Origin of the sequence: Novosphingobium barchaimii LL02, assembly GCF_001046635.1 — a bacterium.
GTDB lineage: Bacteria > Pseudomonadota > Alphaproteobacteria > Sphingomonadales > Sphingomonadaceae > Novosphingobium > Novosphingobium barchaimii.
The window spans coordinates 112,224-129,129 of the sequence record NZ_KQ130458.1 but is presented as its reverse complement, the minus strand read 5'-3'; the positions used below and the strand labels follow the sequence as shown (position 1 = coordinate 129,129).

Below are 16,906 nucleotides of genomic sequence, written 5' to 3'. Positions count from 1 at the left end.
TCCGGCATGGAATGGTTCCGCCAGCTCGGCCGCGCGATCCGCAACCTCGCCCGCCTCGCGCGCGAGCAACCGATTTGGGCGATCACGGCGCTGACCCTTAGCCCGCTCGCGCTCATCCGCCATCTGTTTCGCACCGCGATCCTGTTCCTGATCGTCGGCATCGTCCTGGCCGGCGGGATGCAATTCGTCCTCGCCTCCCTGCTCGGCCTGGCTCGCGATTCCAATCTCTACCAGCTCGGCATGATGCTGACGTTCCTCGTCATCATCCTGGTCACGCTGCGCGCCCTCTTCCAACCGCTGATCCTGCGCTATGGTGGCCCTGCCGGCGACGATACCCACGGCTCGGCCCGCTTCGCCACCGATCGCGAGACGCGCCCCCTCGCCCAAAATGGCGACGGCCTGCTGATCGGCCGCGACCGCAAATCGGGCAAGCCGCTGCGCTATGCCGGCCCCGCCCATCTGCTGACGATCGCGCCGACGCGCACCGGCAAGGGCGTGGGCACCATCATCCCCAACCTGCTCGACTATCCCGGCCCGGTCGTCTGCATCGACCCCAAGGGCGAGAACGCGCGTATCACCGCCCACTATCGCGCACGCTTCGGCCCGGTCCATGTCCTCGATCCCTTCGGCGTAACGGGCATGGTCGGGGCCGCGTTCAATCCATTGGATCGTATCGACCCTGCCGGCCTCGATCTCGCCGACGACTGCATGACGCTGGCCGACGCACTGGTCTATGACGCCCCCGGCGAAGCGGGCGAGGCGCATTGGAACGAGGAAGCCAAGGCGTTGATCGCCGGCCTGATCCTGCATATCGTTTGCCAGGAGCCGGCGGGCACACGAACCCTTGCCACGCTGCGCGACCGGCTCACCCTCGCTCCGCAAGCCTTCGCCGCCCAGCTCGAAGCCATGCAGGCGCAAGGCGGCCTCACCGCCCGCGCCGCCAATCGCCACCTCGGCAAGTCCGATCGCGAAGCCGCTGGCGTGCTGTCGGCCGCGCAGCGCCATACCCATTTTCTCGACAGCCCGCGCATGACGGCGGTGCTGGGGCACTCGGATTTCACGTTCGCCGATGTGAAGGCGCAGCCTACCAGCGTCTATCTGGTGCTGCCGCCCGATCGGCTCGCCACCTATGCGCGCTGGCTGCGCCTGATGCTCGCGCAAGGGCTGACCGATCTCGCGCGCGCGCCGGCCTCCCCTGCCCGCTCCGTCCTGTTCCTGCTCGATGAGTTCGCCGCCCTCGGCCGCCTCGAACCCGTCGAGCGCGCTATGGGCCTCATGGCCGGCTACGGCATCCAGCTCTGGCCGATCCTGCAAGACGTTCACCAGCTCCGCGCGCTCTACGAGCGCCGCGCCGGCACCTTCCTGTCGAACGCCGGCGTCTTGCAGATATTCGGCGTCAACGATCACGACAGCGCCAAGCTCGTCTCCGATCTGCTCGGCCAGGAAACGGTCGTGTTCGAGAGCATGAGCCGCGCGATCGACGCGGAAGAGACCGGCATATCGTTCGGATCGCAGCATGTCGGCCGCCCCTTGCTCACGCCCGATGAGGTCCGCACGCTGCGCGAGGATTTGCAGCTCCTGTTCCTCGCGGGGCAACGGCCGATCGTCGCCGCCAAGCTACGCTATTTCGCCGATCGCGAGTTCGCGGGGAAGTTCGACAAGGTGTAGAGCGTTTAAACCGTCTCAAACACAAGGTATTTCGACCATGCCTAATGAACGATTTGAGGAATTTGCCGATCGATTCATGAAAAGCATCGGCGAGCCGGGCTGTGACCTACAAGCATTGGTCGATGAGCTGATAGAACTGCACGCTGTCGAGCGCGACGAATTTAACCGTGTCCGCCTGATAAGTATGCACATTGCGTTGACCAACATCGCTGCCGAAGGCTTGGCCAAGGCACAAGCCCCAGGCTCTCAGATCATCGGCTTTCTGGCCGATAACCTTTCGACTTACCATCTCATGCTCCGCCAGGAGAGTTTGGTTGACGGGCAGATCGACAAGGCCGTGCTTTTGCGCGTGACCGAACGCGAAATCACCGCTGGCCGCATGAAGGGCAACGATCCTCTCCGGGCATTTGCCGAAGGCGGCGAGTATATTCGCGACAATCCGATGGAGGGCCTTTTCCACGCTGATCCATCGGCCGACGACAAACCCGTCCTGAATTGAAGCGATAGCACCACGCGCCACAGGGCGCGAATGTATAGGCGTATACAAATATACAAGTTCGCCGTCTGTTCGGCCTGGGCGTTGTTTAGCGGACTTTCCGCGCCCTCCCCTGCCGGTTCTTAGCGTAGGATTCCGCCCTCTCCCGCAACGATGATCGGGCCAGGTTCGCGAAATCGTTGTCTGGCGCACAAATCTTGAAGCTCGCCGCGCCGATCGCGGCCGCTCGGACCCGATGTTGCCGTTTTTCAGCCCTAGCGTCCATAAAACGCACTTCCGTGTCGTCGCGCGCGATCGTGCGAGGATCTAGCTTCCAAAAAATCGGCCGCCTAGGAAGCCCGTAGAGCGGCATCGGGCGCTCGACCTCTCCAACCCTGCCGAACGCTCAGAATGACGCCCAGCGGCCCGGAAATCGCCCCTGCCGCGACGTTTCCGCCTCCCCTGCCCTCTCGGCTTGATCGCTGCCCTATCCGCCTGGCTTTTCTGGAAAGCCAATTGCGACGGTGCCGCTGGCGCTGTGGTCGCGGCAGGGGCGCAGCGTTTAAACGATCCCTAATCCAACAAAAAGCGTGCCGGCGAAGCCGGCTCATCATGGGGGATGCCGGGTGGGAGGATCGCAAAGCGATCCGGGGCGGCCGCAGGCCGCGAGCCGGCGGGGGCGAAGCCCCCAAGAGGCGGCGCTTTTCTTCCCTCTGACCGTGCTTCAAGCACTGCGCCAGTGAGTCGCGCTGCCTCTGTCCCGATTTCCGGGACAGGTTGTCCGATCTGGCGGGATGCTGGTGGGTGAAACCACGTCGCGGCAAAAGTTATCCACAGGGCGGCCTAGTGTTAATATATGGGTTAAAGAGTCGTGTTACGGGATTTTGGCGTCTCCGTAAGATACTGAATATAATAGTGAAATCGGCCATTTTTTGGCCTTGGGCGTCAACGGAACCCCGAATCCGGTGACTCCAGAACCCCGAATCTGCGTCAACGAAACCCCGAATCGTCGGCGAGCGTCAATGAAACCCCGAACTTTTTCGTTGCGTCAATGAAACCCCGAATCTACGGTGGCCGTCAATGAAACCCCGAATCGAGCCTGACCGTCAACGAAACCCCGAACTTCCGCTTGCCGTCAACGAAACCCCGAACGGCGCGGAGGGTCGCCCTCCCCTGTTGCCGGTTCGCTATCCCGATCCCGATCTGTTCATTTGCGATGTTCTCGACGCCATCCCCAAGGATGACATGGCCTCGATGGAGCATCCGATTTTCTCGCTCGCGACCAAGCCCGATCGGCGCGTGTTCCGCTACGAGCATAACGGCAACAAGCTCGAAATCGTCCCCAGCGTCAAAGGGCTGGCGACGATCCACGACAAGGATATTCTGATCTACTGCATCTCCCAGCTCATCGGGAAGATGAACCAGGGCGAGCGGCCGAGCCGCACCTTGCACCTCACGGCGCGCGATCTGCTAGTGTGGACCAACCGGCAAACCGATGGCGACGGCTATGACCGACTGCGGAGCGCGTTCGAGCGCCTGTCGGGGACGCGGATCACCACGAACATCAAGGCCGATGGCGAGGAAATCACCGAAGGGTTCGGCCTCATCAACGAATGGCGGATCGTGCGGCAAACCCGCTCCGGCCAAATGTCGGAAATCAAGGTCACGCTCTCCGATTGGCTGTTCAAGATGGTCGAGGGGCGCAGTGTCCTGACGCTGCACCGCGACTATTTCCGTCTCCGCAAGCCGCTCGAACGGCGCATCTACGAGCTGGCGCGCAAGCATTGCGGCGCGCAGGAAAAATGGTCGATCTCGGTCGAAACGCTACAGAAAAAGACTGGCGCGAGTAGCCATCTGCGCGTGTTCCGCTCGATGCTGCGCGATCTCGTCGCGCACGATCATCTGCCCGACTATGCCGTGGAAATGAACGGCGATACGGTCACGTTCCGCAATCGCGAGGCGCTGGATACGGTCGAGGCGATCGAGGCGGAACCCGAACGGCCCTATATCGACCCCGAAGGCTTCCACGACGCCAAGAGCGTTGCGCCTGGCTATGACGTGTATGCGCTCTATGACCAATGGGTGTCATGGTGGATCGACAGCGGACGGCCGGAACTGAAAAGCCCCCGCGCCGCCTTCATCGGCTTCTGCCGCAACAAGCACAAGACCGCCCCCTTGCGCTAGTATAGGCGTATACAGCTATACACCTATACTAGCTGGTGATGCGCCCCCTCCCCTTCTTCACGAACAGGTCGTCCAGCGCCTCGCCTAGCAGGCTTTGAACGGTCGTCCCTTCCTCGGCCGCGATAATACGAAGCTGTGTGCTGACCTCCGGGGGGAAATGCCCGCCAATCAACTTGGTCCCCTGTCGGCCGCTCGGCGGGGCCTTGCGGGACACGTCTACCGGCTCGATCGCCGGCGCTGGTGCCGGGGCCGCGTCTCCGTCCGCCTTGGCGCGGTTCAGCACCGCTTGCAGACTGTTTCCGCCCTTCGCCATCACGCCGCCTCCGCTTCATTGTATAGGCGTATAGTTGTATACTCGTATAGCCGGTGGATTTCGTCGGCCGCTGGTCCGTGCGGCTCGAACTCCTGCACGGCCTGGCCTGCGGCTTGGGCGCGGAAAAAGGCTTTGCGGTTGCCGATCGTCACCGGGCAAACCGTCGCGCCCAGCTCCGCCACGGCCTGAATCGCATCGCCGGTTTCCTGACCTTGTGGGGGCACGAAGGTAAGGACCACGGCAAAGGCGCGGTCGAGCTGGCGCACAACGTCGAGCGTGTGCGTCATGCTCATGGTGTCGAATACGGCCGTCTTGGTCGGGATCAGGATGAAATCGGCTTGGCGCGCTGCCTCATAGGCCACGTCGCGCGCGACCGCCGCCCCGTCGATCACGACAAGATCGGTGCCGGCATCCTCGCAGGCTTTGAGCATGGCGGGCAGGCGCACCGGCTGAATCGACGCCACGGCGGGCGTGTCGAGCTGGCGCACGTCTTTCCAGAACGAGGCCGTCGCCTGCGGGTCCAGGTCGATGATCGCAGCGACCTTGCCGGCCTGCTCGGCCGCGACCGCCAGACAGGTGGCGAGCGTCGTTTTCCCGACGCCCCCTTTCTGTGAGAGAATGGCGAGAACCTTCATGCTACACTCCTACACGTATAGTCCTATACTTGTATACGCGGTGAACCGAGAGGGAAAGCCCTATCGTCGCTGAAATGACGATAGGGCGGCGCTGAATCTGAACTGACGAAAGCGCGGCGCATCATTCCTCCGGCTCGGCCTCGTCATCGTCCAGCGGCTCATGCTGCATCTGGCCGTGATCCTCGATCGGGCAAAGCGGCGCTCCGGCCAGCTCCAACCATTTGCGCGCGGTCCTGACGGTATAGCCGCACGTCGCGCACTCGCATTTGAGCATCCGGGTTTTCTGCTTCTTGGGCGCGGTCGACTCTCCATCCGTATCAAGGCGGGCATGGGGGAGGGGGCCGACGCTCTCCAAGATCGGCGCGATGGCCGCAAGGAACGCCTCGCCGGGGGTGGTGGCGCGCATCGGCCCGACTAGGCCCAGCCCAAGGGCGGCCCGTTTAAACGCCTTCCCATGCCCTGCCGGGATGCCGACTGCGGCATGGACCAGCTCATGCGCGAGGATGGCCGCGATCTGCGCCGGCATGGCGTCGGGCGCGTGCGCCAGGTCGGGCCGGATGAAGATTTCAAAATGGCCGTCCGCGCTCAAGCGATTATCCCAGCACTCGCCGATCGCCTTGGCCTTCGCGCCTCTGCTGGTGAAGCCGATCGCCACGCGCACGCGGTCGGGCAGGGGGGCGTCCAGCGCCTCGAACAGCGGAGCCATGCCCTGCGCCACCGCATTGAGCCAGCTTTCACGGGTTTGGTGGGTCATCGTCCTTACTCCCTTCAAATCGCCTGTCCGGCGATGGCCATGCCATCGGCCGGAACACGGACGCCCAAGAACGCCGGCGGGAGAGGGGGGCAGCGGGATTCGATGGGGGTGGAGCGGCCGCAGCGCAGCGAGGCACGGCCCCGTCTAATCCCGTTGCGGGGGAGAGAAGGCCGGGACCGGCTTTCCCCCACAAGGCAGACGACGCGCCGGCGAACGCCGGCACCTTGGCTAGCGAGATCCGCTTGCGATCTCGCCCCCGCCATGTGGGTCGTCACCTTGGGCCAAGACCGCTTGCGGGCTTGGGGAGCGCAGCGAGTAGGGCCACGGTGCCGCGCAGCGGCAGGCGCAAATCCCAGCCTCCGAACGCCCAAGGCGAAGGAGCTTGAATTAATGTCTCCGTTTTGATACACCCAGCCTCATGAAGCCGGTAGAGTGGTTGGGAAGTAGCAAGGCCGATGTTCGCGCCTTCCCCGAAGATGCGCGAACAGATGCCGGTTGGCAGCTTGAGCTTGTCCAACGCGGCGACGATCCCGACGACTGGAAGCCCATGAAAACCGTGGGGCAAGGCGTTCGGGAAATTCGCATCCGGGAAGCGTCGGGCGCGTTCCGGGTGATCTATCTGGCGACGTTGGAAGACCGGGTTCTGGTGCTTCATGCGTTCCAGAAAAAGACGCAGGCAACGGCAAAGAAAGACCTCGAACTCGCGGCGCAAAGGTTGAAACGATGGAAGGCGGAGCAATGACATCGGAAATCTATGAGAACGTGTGGGACGCGCTCGCTGATACCGAGCAGGAGGCCGCGAACCTGAAACTGCGCTCGTCCTTGCTGTATGAAATCCGCAAGGTGGTGCAGGGCTGGAATGTCTCACAGGACGAAGCGGGCAAGCGGCTTGGGCTGACACGGCCCCGGACCAATGATCTGCTGCGCGGCAAGCTGGCCAAGTTCTCCCTGGATGCGCTCGTCAACATTGCAGCGTCGGCCCATCTGCACGTCGAGTTGACGCTGAAAGAAGCGGCCTGAGCGACGGGCAAAATGGCAGGCCATCGCCCGTTTCGCGATCTTGTGGCTGATCGCATGAAGGATTGGAGTCCAGAGCGCCGCGCCCAGTATGAGGCGCGCAAGGCGCAGTTCGAGGCCGAAATGGCGGCGACGGCCGAGCTGACCGGCCAAGCCGCGACGCGCGCGGCGATCGAGGAACTGGAAGCGGGGAAGGGGGCACGCTTCCCCAGCGTCGATGCGCTTATGACGGATTTGCATGATGGCGATTGATCGGCCGCGCAAAGGGGAAACGGCTGCGGAGTTTTTCAGGCGGCGTTCCAAAGGCTCCACATTGGATGGTCTTGACCGCATCTTGGCCAAGGTGCCCGATCGGCCTCCCGAACCCGGCGACGAATTGCCCGAAGGCTGGACGCCCGATCGGCTCCGGGACAACCGGCTATGAGGGCGATTTTCATCCGCCACGGCCAAAGCACCGGCAACGCCGGCGTGCCCTGCGATGATCTCGGCGCGATCGAGCTGACGGAGCTGGGCCAGGAACAGGCGCGCGAAGTCGCGGCGAGCTGGACGCAAGCGCCCGCGCTCATCGTCACGTCGCCCTATACGCGCACCCGGCAGACGGCCGCGCCGACGATCGCGCGCTTTCCCGGCGTGCCGGTCGAAGTGTGGCCGATCGAAGAGTTCACCTATCTGCAACCGGCGCGCTGGAACGGCACGCGCAGCGCGGAGCGGATGCCGCACCTCGAACGCTATTGGAGCGCGGCCGATCCTGATTATTGCGACGGGGAAGGGGCGGAGAGCTTCGCCACCCTGCTACGGCGCTGCGAGGCCGCGCTGGCGCGGCTCGCCGCCATGCCGGCTGCATCGCTGGTCTATGTGTTCGGGCATGGGCAGTTCATCCAGGCCGCGCGCGCGATCGTCGCTGACGCCCATCTGGACGAACGGGCCAAGATGCGGGCGTTCTGGCGCAAGGGCGAGCCGCCCGCGATCGCCAACGCGCAGCGGGTAGGATTTCATTGGGAAGGTGGCCGCTGGTCCTGTGCGCCGGCGCTGGCCGGCACGGCCTAAAACTGCGCGGAAAGCCGGGGCCACAAAGCCTGAAAATCTGCTTGCAGCGTCGCCCAGCTCGCGGAGTCCAGAAACTCGCCCTGGTCGTTATCTTCAAGCCGGTGATATTGCATGACGGCCGCCTCGGCTTCGGCCTGGTGCGCCGCAAGCCATGCCTCCATCTCGCGCACGATCTCATGCTGTTCCGGCCTCAACAGCTTCGGATTGACGTAGGTTCGCACAACGAAATTCGTCGGGGTGGGGTAAAAGACGGTGTGATTCCGCATACAATATTTGTTGAAGGTCACATGGCCGCCTGAATTGTCGATCTTTGGTTCGGCCTGGAAGCGACCGAGTAGCAGGCCGCCGGCGAACGGTATGGCGAGCGGCGATCCGTTCGCCTGCCCCCCGGTCGCGCGCACGGCCAAGGCCGGCAGGATATAGGTTGTCGCCAGTCGCCGCGCGATCGAGCGCACCGCCGCGTCATGTTGGCCCCTGTGCATTATCAGGACACGGATTCACGGTAGCGGTTTGATGAGCAGCGGCATGAGGCCGTTGGCGTCGAGATCGAGGTGATCGGACCAGACATAATCGCCGGTGAGATTGATGCGATCCCAACCCAACGGCGAGAGCCGGGACAGCATAGCTGGATCGATGGGGCTTCCTCGACGACGCATTTCGTCGACGGCGCGCCCCAGATAGCGACAGTTGAACAGGATAATCGCTGCGGTGACGAGGTTGAGCGCGGCCGCTCGGGTCTGCTGGTTCTCCAGGCCACGGTCGCGAAAACGGCCGAGCCGATGGAAGGCGACCGCCCGGGCAAGGCTGTTGCGGGCCTCGCCCTTGTTCAACTCGGCAGTGACGGTACGGCGCAGAGCCGGATCCTCGAACCAGCGGAGCGTGAACAGCGTGCGCTCGATCCGCCCGATCTCCCGCAGCGCCGCAGCGAGGCTGTTCTGCTGGCGGTAGGCGGACAGCTTCTTCAGGATCAACGATGGCGTGACGGTGCGGTGACGGATCGCGCCAATGACACGTTCAATATCGGGCCAGTGGCTGACGATCAGGTCCCGGTTGAGCCTGTGACCGAACAGTGGCGCAAGCCTGCCATAGCGCTTCGAGGGTTCGAAAGCGTAGAGGCGCCGGTCGGACAGGCGAGGAATGCGCGGCTCGAAATCGAGCCCGAGGAGATGCATCGTCGCGAATACGATGTCGGAAACGCCGCCTCCATCGACGTGCAGCGCGGTCAGATCGGCGTTGCTGTCATGGCCGAGGAGCCCATCGAGCGCATGGATGGCTTCTCCTGCCGTGCCGGCGATCACCGTCTGGTGCAGCGGCGCGTAGCGGTCGGTGATGGTGGTGTAGATCTTGACCACTGGGTCGCGACCATAATGGGCGTTGACCGCTCCGCCGGCTTCGCCCGGCCCGCCCAGGTAGAAGGCCTGGCCATCCGCGGAAGCCCGGTGTCCTTGCCCAAACCAGGCGGCGATCGGCTCGGCGTGGATGGCGTCGGTCAGACAGGCGAGCGCCGCCCGAAAGGTTTCCTCGCGCATGTGCCATGTCTGCATGCGCAGCAGCGCGCGGCGTGACCCTGCGCCGCATACCTCGGCCATGCGCGACAGCCCAAGATTGGTCGCTTCGGCAATCAGAGTGGCGAGGAAGGCCTGCTCATCGCCAGGCGGCAACCCGGTCGAGACGTGCCCGAAGTGCCGGGTGAAGCCGGTCCAGCGTTCGACTTGCGACAACACGTCGGTGATACGCGTGGCAGGCAGCATGTCGTAGCAGGCAAGCGTCAGGCGCCGTCCTTCGTCGTGCCTGGCATCATCGTCCTTCAGTTCCTTGGGAAATCGCAATCGCTCGCCAGCGAACAGGGCAGCATCGCGTCCGGCCAGATTGTGGGCGACGTCGCGCAAGGCGCTGTCGAGCTGCGCGGCGCGCTGATCGAGCCATGCGTGTGGATTACCGAGCGAGAACGGCGGTTGCAGCGCTGCGCCGGATAACGGCGCGAGCAGCACGTCCAGCGACCTGTGCAGCCTTGACCTCGGCACCCAGATATCACCCGAGGCCAGTGCATTGGTGAGCGCGCCGTAAGTCGCCATCTCCCAGTGCGTCCGGTCGATCTTGCCGGCGACCACGACATGGCGGTGCCAGCGCCGCTCGACATGACCGAGCGGAACGTCGGCAGGGAGGGGCTTGCGCCAGTCGCCATCAAGATTCGACAGGATCGCCATCGCGTCGCGCAATGCCGCGGTGCCGGCCCGACCGTGGAAATCGAGCGCTTGCAGGAATAGAGGCCCTGTTCGCTTGAAGGTCCGGTATTCGGCTGCGATCTCGCTCAGCACATCGTCCCTGTGAGGTGCCGCGGTACGACGGATGATTGCGGCATCAGCATCGAGCATGTCGAGAGGCACGATATCCCTGAGGGCCGCACCGATATCTCCGCCGGCGCGTGCTGCCTGGCTAACTGTTTCCAGCACAGTGGCGATCCGCATCAGCCGATCGCGGCCTTCGCGTCCCGAAATCGCGACCCTCTGCTCCAGGCGTTTGCGAGCACGAAGGTGAGCGCGTCCCATCAAGGCGCTGAACATGGCGATCGCCGCGTCGGTAAGCGTGGCCTCCATCTCGCGCAGCGTTGCAAGCAGGATGACCCGCCTGCGGGAGACGCGCATCTGTTGGAAAGCCTGGGCTGTATATCGCACGCCTTCGCGGGCGAACTGCGTCAGGCGGGGCTCGTGCAGGGGATCGACCGGAATGCTGGAAATACCGGTCCTATGGATTATCGCGACCTTCTCGAGGATTTCGGCAAGCGAGGCTGACGCGACGCGGGGCTCTGGTTCGCGCAGCCAGGACAAGCGGCTCTGCCGGTCATGTACCTTCTCATCGATCAGCATATCGAGACGCTGACGCATATCCGCATCGAGTTTAGCATCGACCGCGGCGACCAGATCGGTTTCCGTCCGAAGCATCGCCTCGGCCGCCATCCGCTCAACGACGCTGATGCCAGGGATGACGATGCGTCGCGTGCGCAGCTCGTCCAGCAATCGATCAAGCAAAATGCGCCCGTCCACGATAGCCATGGCTTCGGTTTCCAGCCAAGTCATCATGATGCCGCGCGCTGGCCGGCTCAGATCGGTGAATCCGAAGCGCGCCTTGATGGCGGCAAGCTGATCGTAGCGGGTCGGCGCTCGCCGCGCGAAGTCGGCGACGACGCCTGCATCCACTCCGACCTGTTCGGCGATGTGGTCGAGCATGATTGCAGGCAACAGCTCGCCTGTGCGCAGATGTCGCCCCGGATAGCGCAGGCAGCAGAGTTGCAGGGCATAGCTCAAGCGGGTCGCCGGAGTGCGTGCGAAGCCGATCGCAGCAAGGTCCTCGGCATCGAGGCCATGATGTCGCACCACCGCCGCCTCGCTGTCGGGCAAAGCAAGCAACGCGGCGCGCTGCCGCTGGGTCATCGGAATACGTGCGGGCATGTTTCATCCTCCAAAAACCTCTTGCCTTTTGTTGGCTTAGTGAAAGAGGATTGTGAAAGACCCAAGGCTGCGGAAATTGGTGCATGCTGTTTCCGCCTCCAGATACGGCCGTTTGTGAAAGGCAGGATTTGACCAGGGCACCCTATCTGATCGGCTATGCGCGGGTGTCGAAGGGTGACGAGCAGTCGAACGCCGCCCAGCGCCGCGCCCTCGACGCGGCTGGGTGCAGGCGCGTGTTCGAGGAAATTGCCAGTGGCGGGCGCTGGGACCGGCCAAAGCTCCTGGAGATGATCGGCCAGTTACGCGACAGTGACGTCGTCGTCGTCTGGAAACTCGACCGGCTATCGCGCAGCCTCAAGGATCTGCTGCACATTATGGAGCGGATCGAGGCGGCGGGCGCGGGCTTCCGCTCGCTGACCGAGGCGATTGACACCACCACGGCCNTTGGCGGCAGTCAGAGGTAGGCTGTCGCTCTGCGCCGATCAGGCGGCTGCTGCGAAATGGTGGTTGAGCATGCCCATGGCCTCCGTCAGCGCCGAGGGCCCAATGCCAAAAGCTCTCTCCACAAGGCGCACCTCGCCCCTGATGCCGGGCTGCAGGCACCAGGGGCGAGCCTGTCCTTTGCGCAGGGCTCGCATGACTTCGAATCCCTTGATCGTGGCATAGGCCGTGGGGATCGATTTGAAACCGCGCACCGGCTTGATCAGTATCTTGAGCTTTCCGTGATCGGCCTCGATCACGTTATTGAGATACTTCACCTGCCGGTGGGCCGTCTCCCGGTCCAGCTTTCCTTCGCGCTTCAATTCGGTGATCGCTGCACCATAGCTCGGCGCTTTGTCGGTATTGAGCGTGGCAGGCTTTTCCCAGTGCTTCAGGCCTCGCAGGGCCTTGCCCAGGAACCGCTTCGCTGCCTTGGCGCTGCGGGTCGGCGACAGGTAGAAATCGATCGTGTCGCCCCGCTTGTCGACTGCCCGGTACAGGTAGGTCCACTTGCCCCGCACCTTGACGTAGGTTTCATCCAGGCGCCAGCTCGGATCAAAGCCACGCCGCCAGAACCAGCGCAGCCGCTTCTCCATCTCCGGGGCGTAGCACTGGACCCAGCGATAGATCGTCGTATGGTCGACCGAAATGCCGCGTTCCGCCAGCATTTCCTCAAGGTCGCGATAGCTGATCGGATAGCGACAATACCAGCGCACCGCCCACAGGATCACATCACCCTGGAAATGGCGCCACTTGAAATCCGTCATCGTTCCGTCCGTCCAATCTCCGCCAAGCATGCTCAAGCTTCACGATTTTTGCAACAGAGCCTCGGCGCGCAAGGAAGGGACCGAAGTCGACGAAGACGAGCTCGCACGCTTCGAGGACAAGGCGCGCGATATCGAGAAGCTCCTCGCACGCTGCCGACCCCAACGTCTGCACCTCTACGAGCATAATGGCCTGATGTTTTCCCAACCGCTCGAGGTTCTCGAGTTGGTGATGATGGGCCGCGCCGGCAGGGTGCCGCTGGTCCGCGGCCATCTTGGTTCCGCCATCTATGGGGAACGCGTTATCTTCGGCCGCGAGACGGTCGAGGTGCGCGCGCATGATACGAGCCGCTTCGTCGGCCTGTTCGGTATCCGCGAATATCCGGCCATGACGCGACCCGGCCAGATGAACGCGCTCCTCAGCCAGGATTTCGCGTTCGTCGTCACGCAGTCCTTTGCGTTCATGGGCAAGGCGCGGGCCTCCGAGCGCTTGCGGCGGCGTCAGAACCAGATGGCATCGACCGAGGATGCCGCTGCAAGCCAGGCGCTTGAGCTGGCCGACGCGGCCGACGATCTGCAGAGCAATCGCTTTGTCCTGGGCGAGCATCATTTCTCGCTCGCGGTCTTCGGTGAAAATCAGAAACGCCTGGCCGAGAATCTTTCGACGGCACGGGCCGCGCTCGCCGATGCCGGTCTGGTCTCGGCGCGGGAAGGCCCGGCGCTGGAAGCCGCTTTCTGGTCGCAGCTGCCGGGCAACTTTGCGTGGCGTGCGCGGCCGGCGGCGATCACGTCACGCAATTTCGCCGCACTCTCCCCCTTTCACACCTTTCCTGCCGGCAAGGCGGAGGGCAACCATTGGGGTGCTGCCATCGCGTTGATGAAGACCGCGGCTCAGTCGCCCTTCTACTTCAATTTTCATGTGAACGATCTTGGCCACACGCTGATCATCGGTCCGTCGGGAGGCGGCAAGACTGTCGTCCAGAATTTTCTGATGGCGCAACTCGAGAAAACGGGCGCGCAGCAGATCTTCATCGACAAGGACCGAGGCGCCGAGATCTATGTGCGGTCATCCGGTGGTACGTATCTGGCGCTGCGCAACGGCGTGCCGACCGGCTTCGCGCCGCTCCGCGCGCTCGAGCAGAACCCGGGCAACATCGTCTTCCTCGGCAGGCTGATCCGGCATCTGGTGACCCCCTCGGGCACCCAGCTCGGCGTCACGCAGGAGCGGATGATTGACGAGGGCATCCTCTCGATCGGACGCCTTCCCCCGGAGGAGCGGTCCATCCTCGCGCTGCGACAGTTGCTCGGGCAGCGCGATCCGGAAGGTATCGGCGCGCGGCTTGAGAAATGGTCGCGCGGCGGAGCGCTTGGCTGGGTGTTCGATAATGACCGCGATGAGTTGACGCTCGAAGCCCGGTTCATCGGTTTCGACATGACGGATTTCCTCGACAATCCCGAGATCCGCACCCCGCTGATGATGTACATGTTCCACCGGGTCGATGCGCTGCTCGATGGCCGTCGCCTCGTAATCGACATCGACGAGTTCTGGAAGGCGCTGGGCGACGACGCGTTCCGCGCCTTCGCGCAGGATGGCCTCAAGACCTACCGGAAGCAAAATGCCTTTCTGGTCTTCGGCACGCAAAGCCCGGCCGACGCGCTGCGCTCGGACATCTCGCATAGCATCATGGAGCAGGTCGCCACCAAGATCCTCTTGCCCAACCCCCACGGCCGGGAGGTCGACTATATCGATGGGCTTGGCCTCACCCGCGCCGAGTTCAAACTCATCAGAAACGATCTGATCCCCGAAAGCCGGCGGTTTCTGGTCAAGCAGGGGCACGATTCCATAGTCGTGGAACTCGATCTCGGCGGCCTGTCCGACGAACTGGCCGTCCTCTCGGGCACCACCGAAACCGTTGGAATCCTCGATCAGGTTCGCCGCGAACATGGCGACGATCCCAGCGACTGGCTGCCCGTCTTTCACGAGCGCCGTCGGGTCACCACCAGAAGGAAAGGATAAGGTCATGATAGCAATTCGAGCGCTCGCGATTGTCGGCGGACTGGCAATGTCCATGCCGGCGTTCGCGCAAGGCATTCCGGTCTATGACTCCAGTACCTTCCTGCAGACGCTCTCGACGGTGAAGAACACGCTGTCGATGATCGAGCAGGGCAAACAGCAGATTTCGCAGGCAACCGAGCTCTACAACAGCGTCAACAAGCTGACGAACGTCAATCAGATTGCCTCGTCCCTGAACACCGATGCTGTTCGCCACCTCTTGCCGAGCGAAGCACGGGATATTCAGCGCCTCATGTCATCCGACACCACAGGCCTCGGTAGCCTTGGGACCGCCGCAGATCGGATCCGTAGAAGCAACCGTGTCGAGCTTCCCGAGCTGCGCCCGGATGCGACGGCTTTCGAGCGCTCGAACCGCGATTCCATCTCCCGAAATGGTGACATGGCGGCGCGCGACGCGGCCATTGCCGAGGCAGCGTATGGCGTCACCGCCCAGCGGACGACGGGTCTCGAGGAACTGCGCTCGTCGCTCGACACCGCGTCAGACGCGAAGGACGTGATGGATATCCAAGCCCGTGTCGGCGTGGAAAATGCTCATATCCAGAACGACGCAGTGCAACTTCAGGCTCTCACAATGAGGCAGCAAGCGGAGCAGCGGATTCGATCGCAGCAGGAGAGCGAGCAAATCTTAGCAAGAAAGCTTGGGAGCCTCCATCAATGAAGGCAACCATCTTCAAGACATTCGCGCTTTTGGTCCCGGCATTTCTGGTCGCGTGCCAACCCCCCGCGCGCGGAAAGGATTACCTCAAAGCCCACCCCCAAGAGCTCGCGGAAGTCCTGAAGGCGTGCGCCGATGGCACGCATCGCGACGCACAGGAATGCTCAAACGCAGAGAGTGTGAAGACGCTTGATCAAAAGCTGCGCTCGCTGTCGCCGGCCCATTGACCGTGATGGAAAGATGAGATGGCCGACGGGCTCTTCACCACTCTCTACACCAACATCGACGGCAAGCTCGACATGTTCCTCAACGAGCGCTTGAACAATGTCATCGAGGTTATGCGCGGCCCACTCGCGCTTGGTTTGGTCATCTATATCGCGCTGTTCGGCTACATGGTGATGCGCGGCATCGTCAGCGAGCCTTGGGGCGAGCTTGTCTACCGAATGGTGAAACTGTGTTTGCTCTACGTTGCGGCCACAACGGTCGCATACACGGAGTGGGTAACTAATCCCCTGTTTCACGGCATGCCTGATGCGATCTCGCAGGCGTTGGCGGGGCACACCGTCACAAGTGTTGGCAACGTGTTCGACGACTATTTCAGCCAGTGTGACGTTATTATCGCGAGGATCGAGACCGAGGCGGCAACCTACAGCGATATCAACCCATACAAGCTCGTTTTGTACGTCTTGAGCCTGGGTCTTAAAGCGCTTGCCGGACTATCTGCGGCGATCGGCTTTTCCATCACCGTTTTCGCGAAGGTGGCGCTGGCCATCATCATCGCGCTCGGACCGATCTTCATCGCCCTTTCGCTCTTCGAGACCACTCAAAGGCTATTCCACGGCTGGCTCGGGCAGGCCTTCAACTTCATTGTGCTGATGGCAGTGATCATCGCGATCACGGCCTTGATCACTGACCTTGGTGCTACCGCGATTACCGCATCCGAAGGTGTTGGAGACGCCGCCTTGGGTGCGGTGCTGTTCGCCGTTTATATTTTCTTGGGAACGATTTTCTTCTTTCAGGCCCCCTCTATCGCGACCGGCATTGCCGGGGGCGCGTCCGCCGGCATCGGCGCTTTCGCCGGCTCTGCGTGGGGGTCCATGGCGGCACCGTTCCAGCAACGCCGCATCGCTCGCAACAGTCGCAATCTCGAACGGGCCGCTCAGCGCGGCGGTGCGGTGAGCCGCGCATGAGGAAGGAACACCCAATGACGAGGCCATCCACGACAATCCGTGCGCTCCGACGATCGGCCGTCGTCATCGCCCTTCTCCCAGCGCTCGCCCAAGGTGCCTCCGGGCCGAAGAAGCTGCCCGTCTGCAATGGCAAGCACCTGCGCGACGTGAACATCTACGGGAGCGTTCTGCCGGGCTCGCCGATCCCCGCCGTGGTGGCGC

Annotated in this window: 18 protein-coding genes; 12 read left to right on the top strand and 6 right to left on the bottom strand. The window is 63.1% G+C overall.

The annotated features are described in order from the left end of the window. Nucleotides 1–6 precede the first annotated feature (6 nt). The 3 genes from V474_RS21190 to V474_RS21175 all read left to right on the top strand — a co-directional run bounded on the left by V474_RS21190 (nucleotide 7) and on the right by V474_RS21175 (nucleotide 4,327). On the top strand, nucleotides 7–1,668 hold the full coding sequence (locus V474_RS21190; RefSeq protein WP_013038680.1) for a type IV secretory system conjugative DNA transfer family protein: 1,662 nt from the start codon (nucleotides 7–9) through the stop codon (nucleotides 1,666–1,668). Nucleotides 1,669–1,705: 37 nt separating this feature from the next. Then, on the top strand, nucleotides 1,706–2,167 hold the full coding sequence (locus tag V474_RS21185) for a hypothetical protein (protein ID WP_013038681.1): 462 nt from the start codon (nucleotides 1,706–1,708) through the stop codon (nucleotides 2,165–2,167). A 1,056-nt stretch (nucleotides 2,168–3,223) separates the two neighbouring features. Further along, nucleotides 3,224–4,327 (top strand): replication initiator protein A, encoded by a 1,104-nt coding sequence (locus V474_RS21175; RefSeq protein WP_004213366.1) that lies wholly within the window; start codon nucleotides 3,224–3,226, stop codon nucleotides 4,325–4,327. A gap of 28 nt (nucleotides 4,328–4,355) precedes the next feature. On the opposite strand, the gene V474_RS21170 is transcribed toward V474_RS21175, so the two are convergent. The 3 genes from V474_RS21170 to V474_RS21160 form a co-directional block, all read right to left on the bottom strand. Continuing rightward, on the bottom strand, nucleotides 4,356–4,640 hold the full coding sequence (locus V474_RS21170) for a ribbon-helix-helix domain-containing protein (RefSeq protein ID WP_013038654.1): 285 nt from the start codon (nucleotides 4,638–4,640) through the stop codon (nucleotides 4,356–4,358). Beyond that, on the bottom strand, nucleotides 4,640–5,275 hold the full coding sequence (locus tag V474_RS21165; protein ID WP_004213364.1) for a nucleotide-binding protein: 636 nt from the start codon (nucleotides 5,273–5,275) through the stop codon (nucleotides 4,640–4,642). The genes V474_RS21170 and V474_RS21165 overlap by 1 nt, the downstream gene beginning before the upstream one ends. A gap of 121 nt (nucleotides 5,276–5,396) precedes the next feature. Beyond that, nucleotides 5,397–6,029, bottom strand: a complete 633-nt coding sequence (locus V474_RS21160; protein ID WP_013038655.1) for a transcription elongation protein SprT — start codon at nucleotides 6,027–6,029, stop codon at nucleotides 5,397–5,399. Nucleotides 6,030–6,447: 418 nt separating this feature from the next. Between V474_RS21160 and V474_RS21155 the strand changes: the two genes are divergently transcribed. The 4 genes from V474_RS21155 to V474_RS21140 all read left to right on the top strand — a co-directional run bounded on the left by V474_RS21155 (nucleotide 6,448) and on the right by V474_RS21140 (nucleotide 8,093). Next, nucleotides 6,448–6,771 (top strand): type II toxin-antitoxin system RelE/ParE family toxin, encoded by a 324-nt coding sequence (locus tag V474_RS21155; protein WP_013038657.1) that lies wholly within the window; start codon nucleotides 6,448–6,450, stop codon nucleotides 6,769–6,771. Then, a complete protein-coding gene (locus V474_RS21150) occupies nucleotides 6,768–7,049 on the top strand; it encodes a helix-turn-helix domain-containing protein (protein WP_013038658.1) in 282 nt (93 codons plus the stop codon). Before V474_RS21155 ends, V474_RS21150 begins: the two co-directional genes overlap by 4 nt. 12 nt (nucleotides 7,050–7,061) lie before the next feature. Next, nucleotides 7,062–7,298 (top strand): hypothetical protein, encoded by a 237-nt coding sequence (locus V474_RS21145; protein ID WP_013038659.1) that lies wholly within the window; start codon nucleotides 7,062–7,064, stop codon nucleotides 7,296–7,298. A gap of 168 nt (nucleotides 7,299–7,466) precedes the next feature. Further along, nucleotides 7,467–8,093: a histidine phosphatase family protein gene (locus V474_RS21140; RefSeq protein WP_013038661.1), complete on the top strand. Its 627-nt coding sequence runs from the start codon at nucleotides 7,467–7,469 to the stop codon at nucleotides 8,091–8,093. Here V474_RS21140 and V474_RS25790 read toward each other — a convergent pair. Then, nucleotides 8,090–8,548: a hypothetical protein gene (locus tag V474_RS25790; RefSeq protein ID WP_148225650.1), complete on the bottom strand. Its 459-nt coding sequence runs from the start codon at nucleotides 8,546–8,548 to the stop codon at nucleotides 8,090–8,092. The genes V474_RS21140 and V474_RS25790 overlap by 4 nt on opposite strands. Before the next feature lie 42 nt (nucleotides 8,549–8,590). Continuing rightward, complete coding sequence (locus V474_RS21130) at nucleotides 8,591–11,542, bottom strand: Tn3 family transposase (RefSeq protein ID WP_228168062.1); 2,952 nt, start codon at nucleotides 11,540–11,542, stop codon at nucleotides 8,591–8,593. 83 nt (nucleotides 11,543–11,625) lie between these two features. Between V474_RS21130 and V474_RS21125 the strand changes: the two genes are divergently transcribed. Beyond that, nucleotides 11,626–12,006, top strand: a complete 381-nt coding sequence (locus V474_RS21125) for a recombinase family protein (RefSeq protein WP_456237694.1) — start codon at nucleotides 11,626–11,628, stop codon at nucleotides 12,004–12,006. An 18-nt stretch (nucleotides 12,007–12,024) separates the two neighbouring features. Here the strand turns inward: V474_RS21125 and V474_RS21120 are convergent, their stop codons facing one another. After that, nucleotides 12,025–12,789 (bottom strand): IS6-like element IS6100 family transposase, encoded by a 765-nt coding sequence (locus V474_RS21120; protein ID WP_001389365.1) that lies wholly within the window; start codon nucleotides 12,787–12,789, stop codon nucleotides 12,025–12,027. A gap of 28 nt (nucleotides 12,790–12,817) precedes the next feature. Here V474_RS21120 and V474_RS21115 point away from each other — a divergent pair, with 28 nt between their 5' ends. The 4 genes from V474_RS21115 to V474_RS21100 are packed head-to-tail and all read left to right on the top strand — an operon-like array spanning nucleotide 12,818 to nucleotide 16,705. Next, nucleotides 12,818–14,803 (top strand): VirB4 family type IV secretion/conjugal transfer ATPase, encoded by a 1,986-nt coding sequence (locus tag V474_RS21115; protein ID WP_236711372.1) that lies wholly within the window; start codon nucleotides 12,818–12,820, stop codon nucleotides 14,801–14,803. A gap of 4 nt (nucleotides 14,804–14,807) precedes the next feature. Next, the gene (locus V474_RS21110; protein ID WP_021243514.1) at nucleotides 14,808–15,518 is read left to right on the top strand and encodes a type IV secretion system protein; all 711 of its coding nucleotides are present in this window, start codon (nucleotides 14,808–14,810) and stop codon (nucleotides 15,516–15,518) included. Beyond that, nucleotides 15,515–15,742 (top strand): EexN family lipoprotein, encoded by a 228-nt coding sequence (locus V474_RS21105; RefSeq protein WP_021243513.1) that lies wholly within the window; start codon nucleotides 15,515–15,517, stop codon nucleotides 15,740–15,742. Before V474_RS21110 ends, V474_RS21105 begins: the two co-directional genes overlap by 4 nt. 18 nt (nucleotides 15,743–15,760) lie before the next feature. Further along, nucleotides 15,761–16,705, top strand: a complete 945-nt coding sequence (locus tag V474_RS21100) for a type IV secretion system protein (protein ID WP_021243512.1) — start codon at nucleotides 15,761–15,763, stop codon at nucleotides 16,703–16,705. Nucleotides 16,706–16,906: the final 201 nt, after the last annotated feature.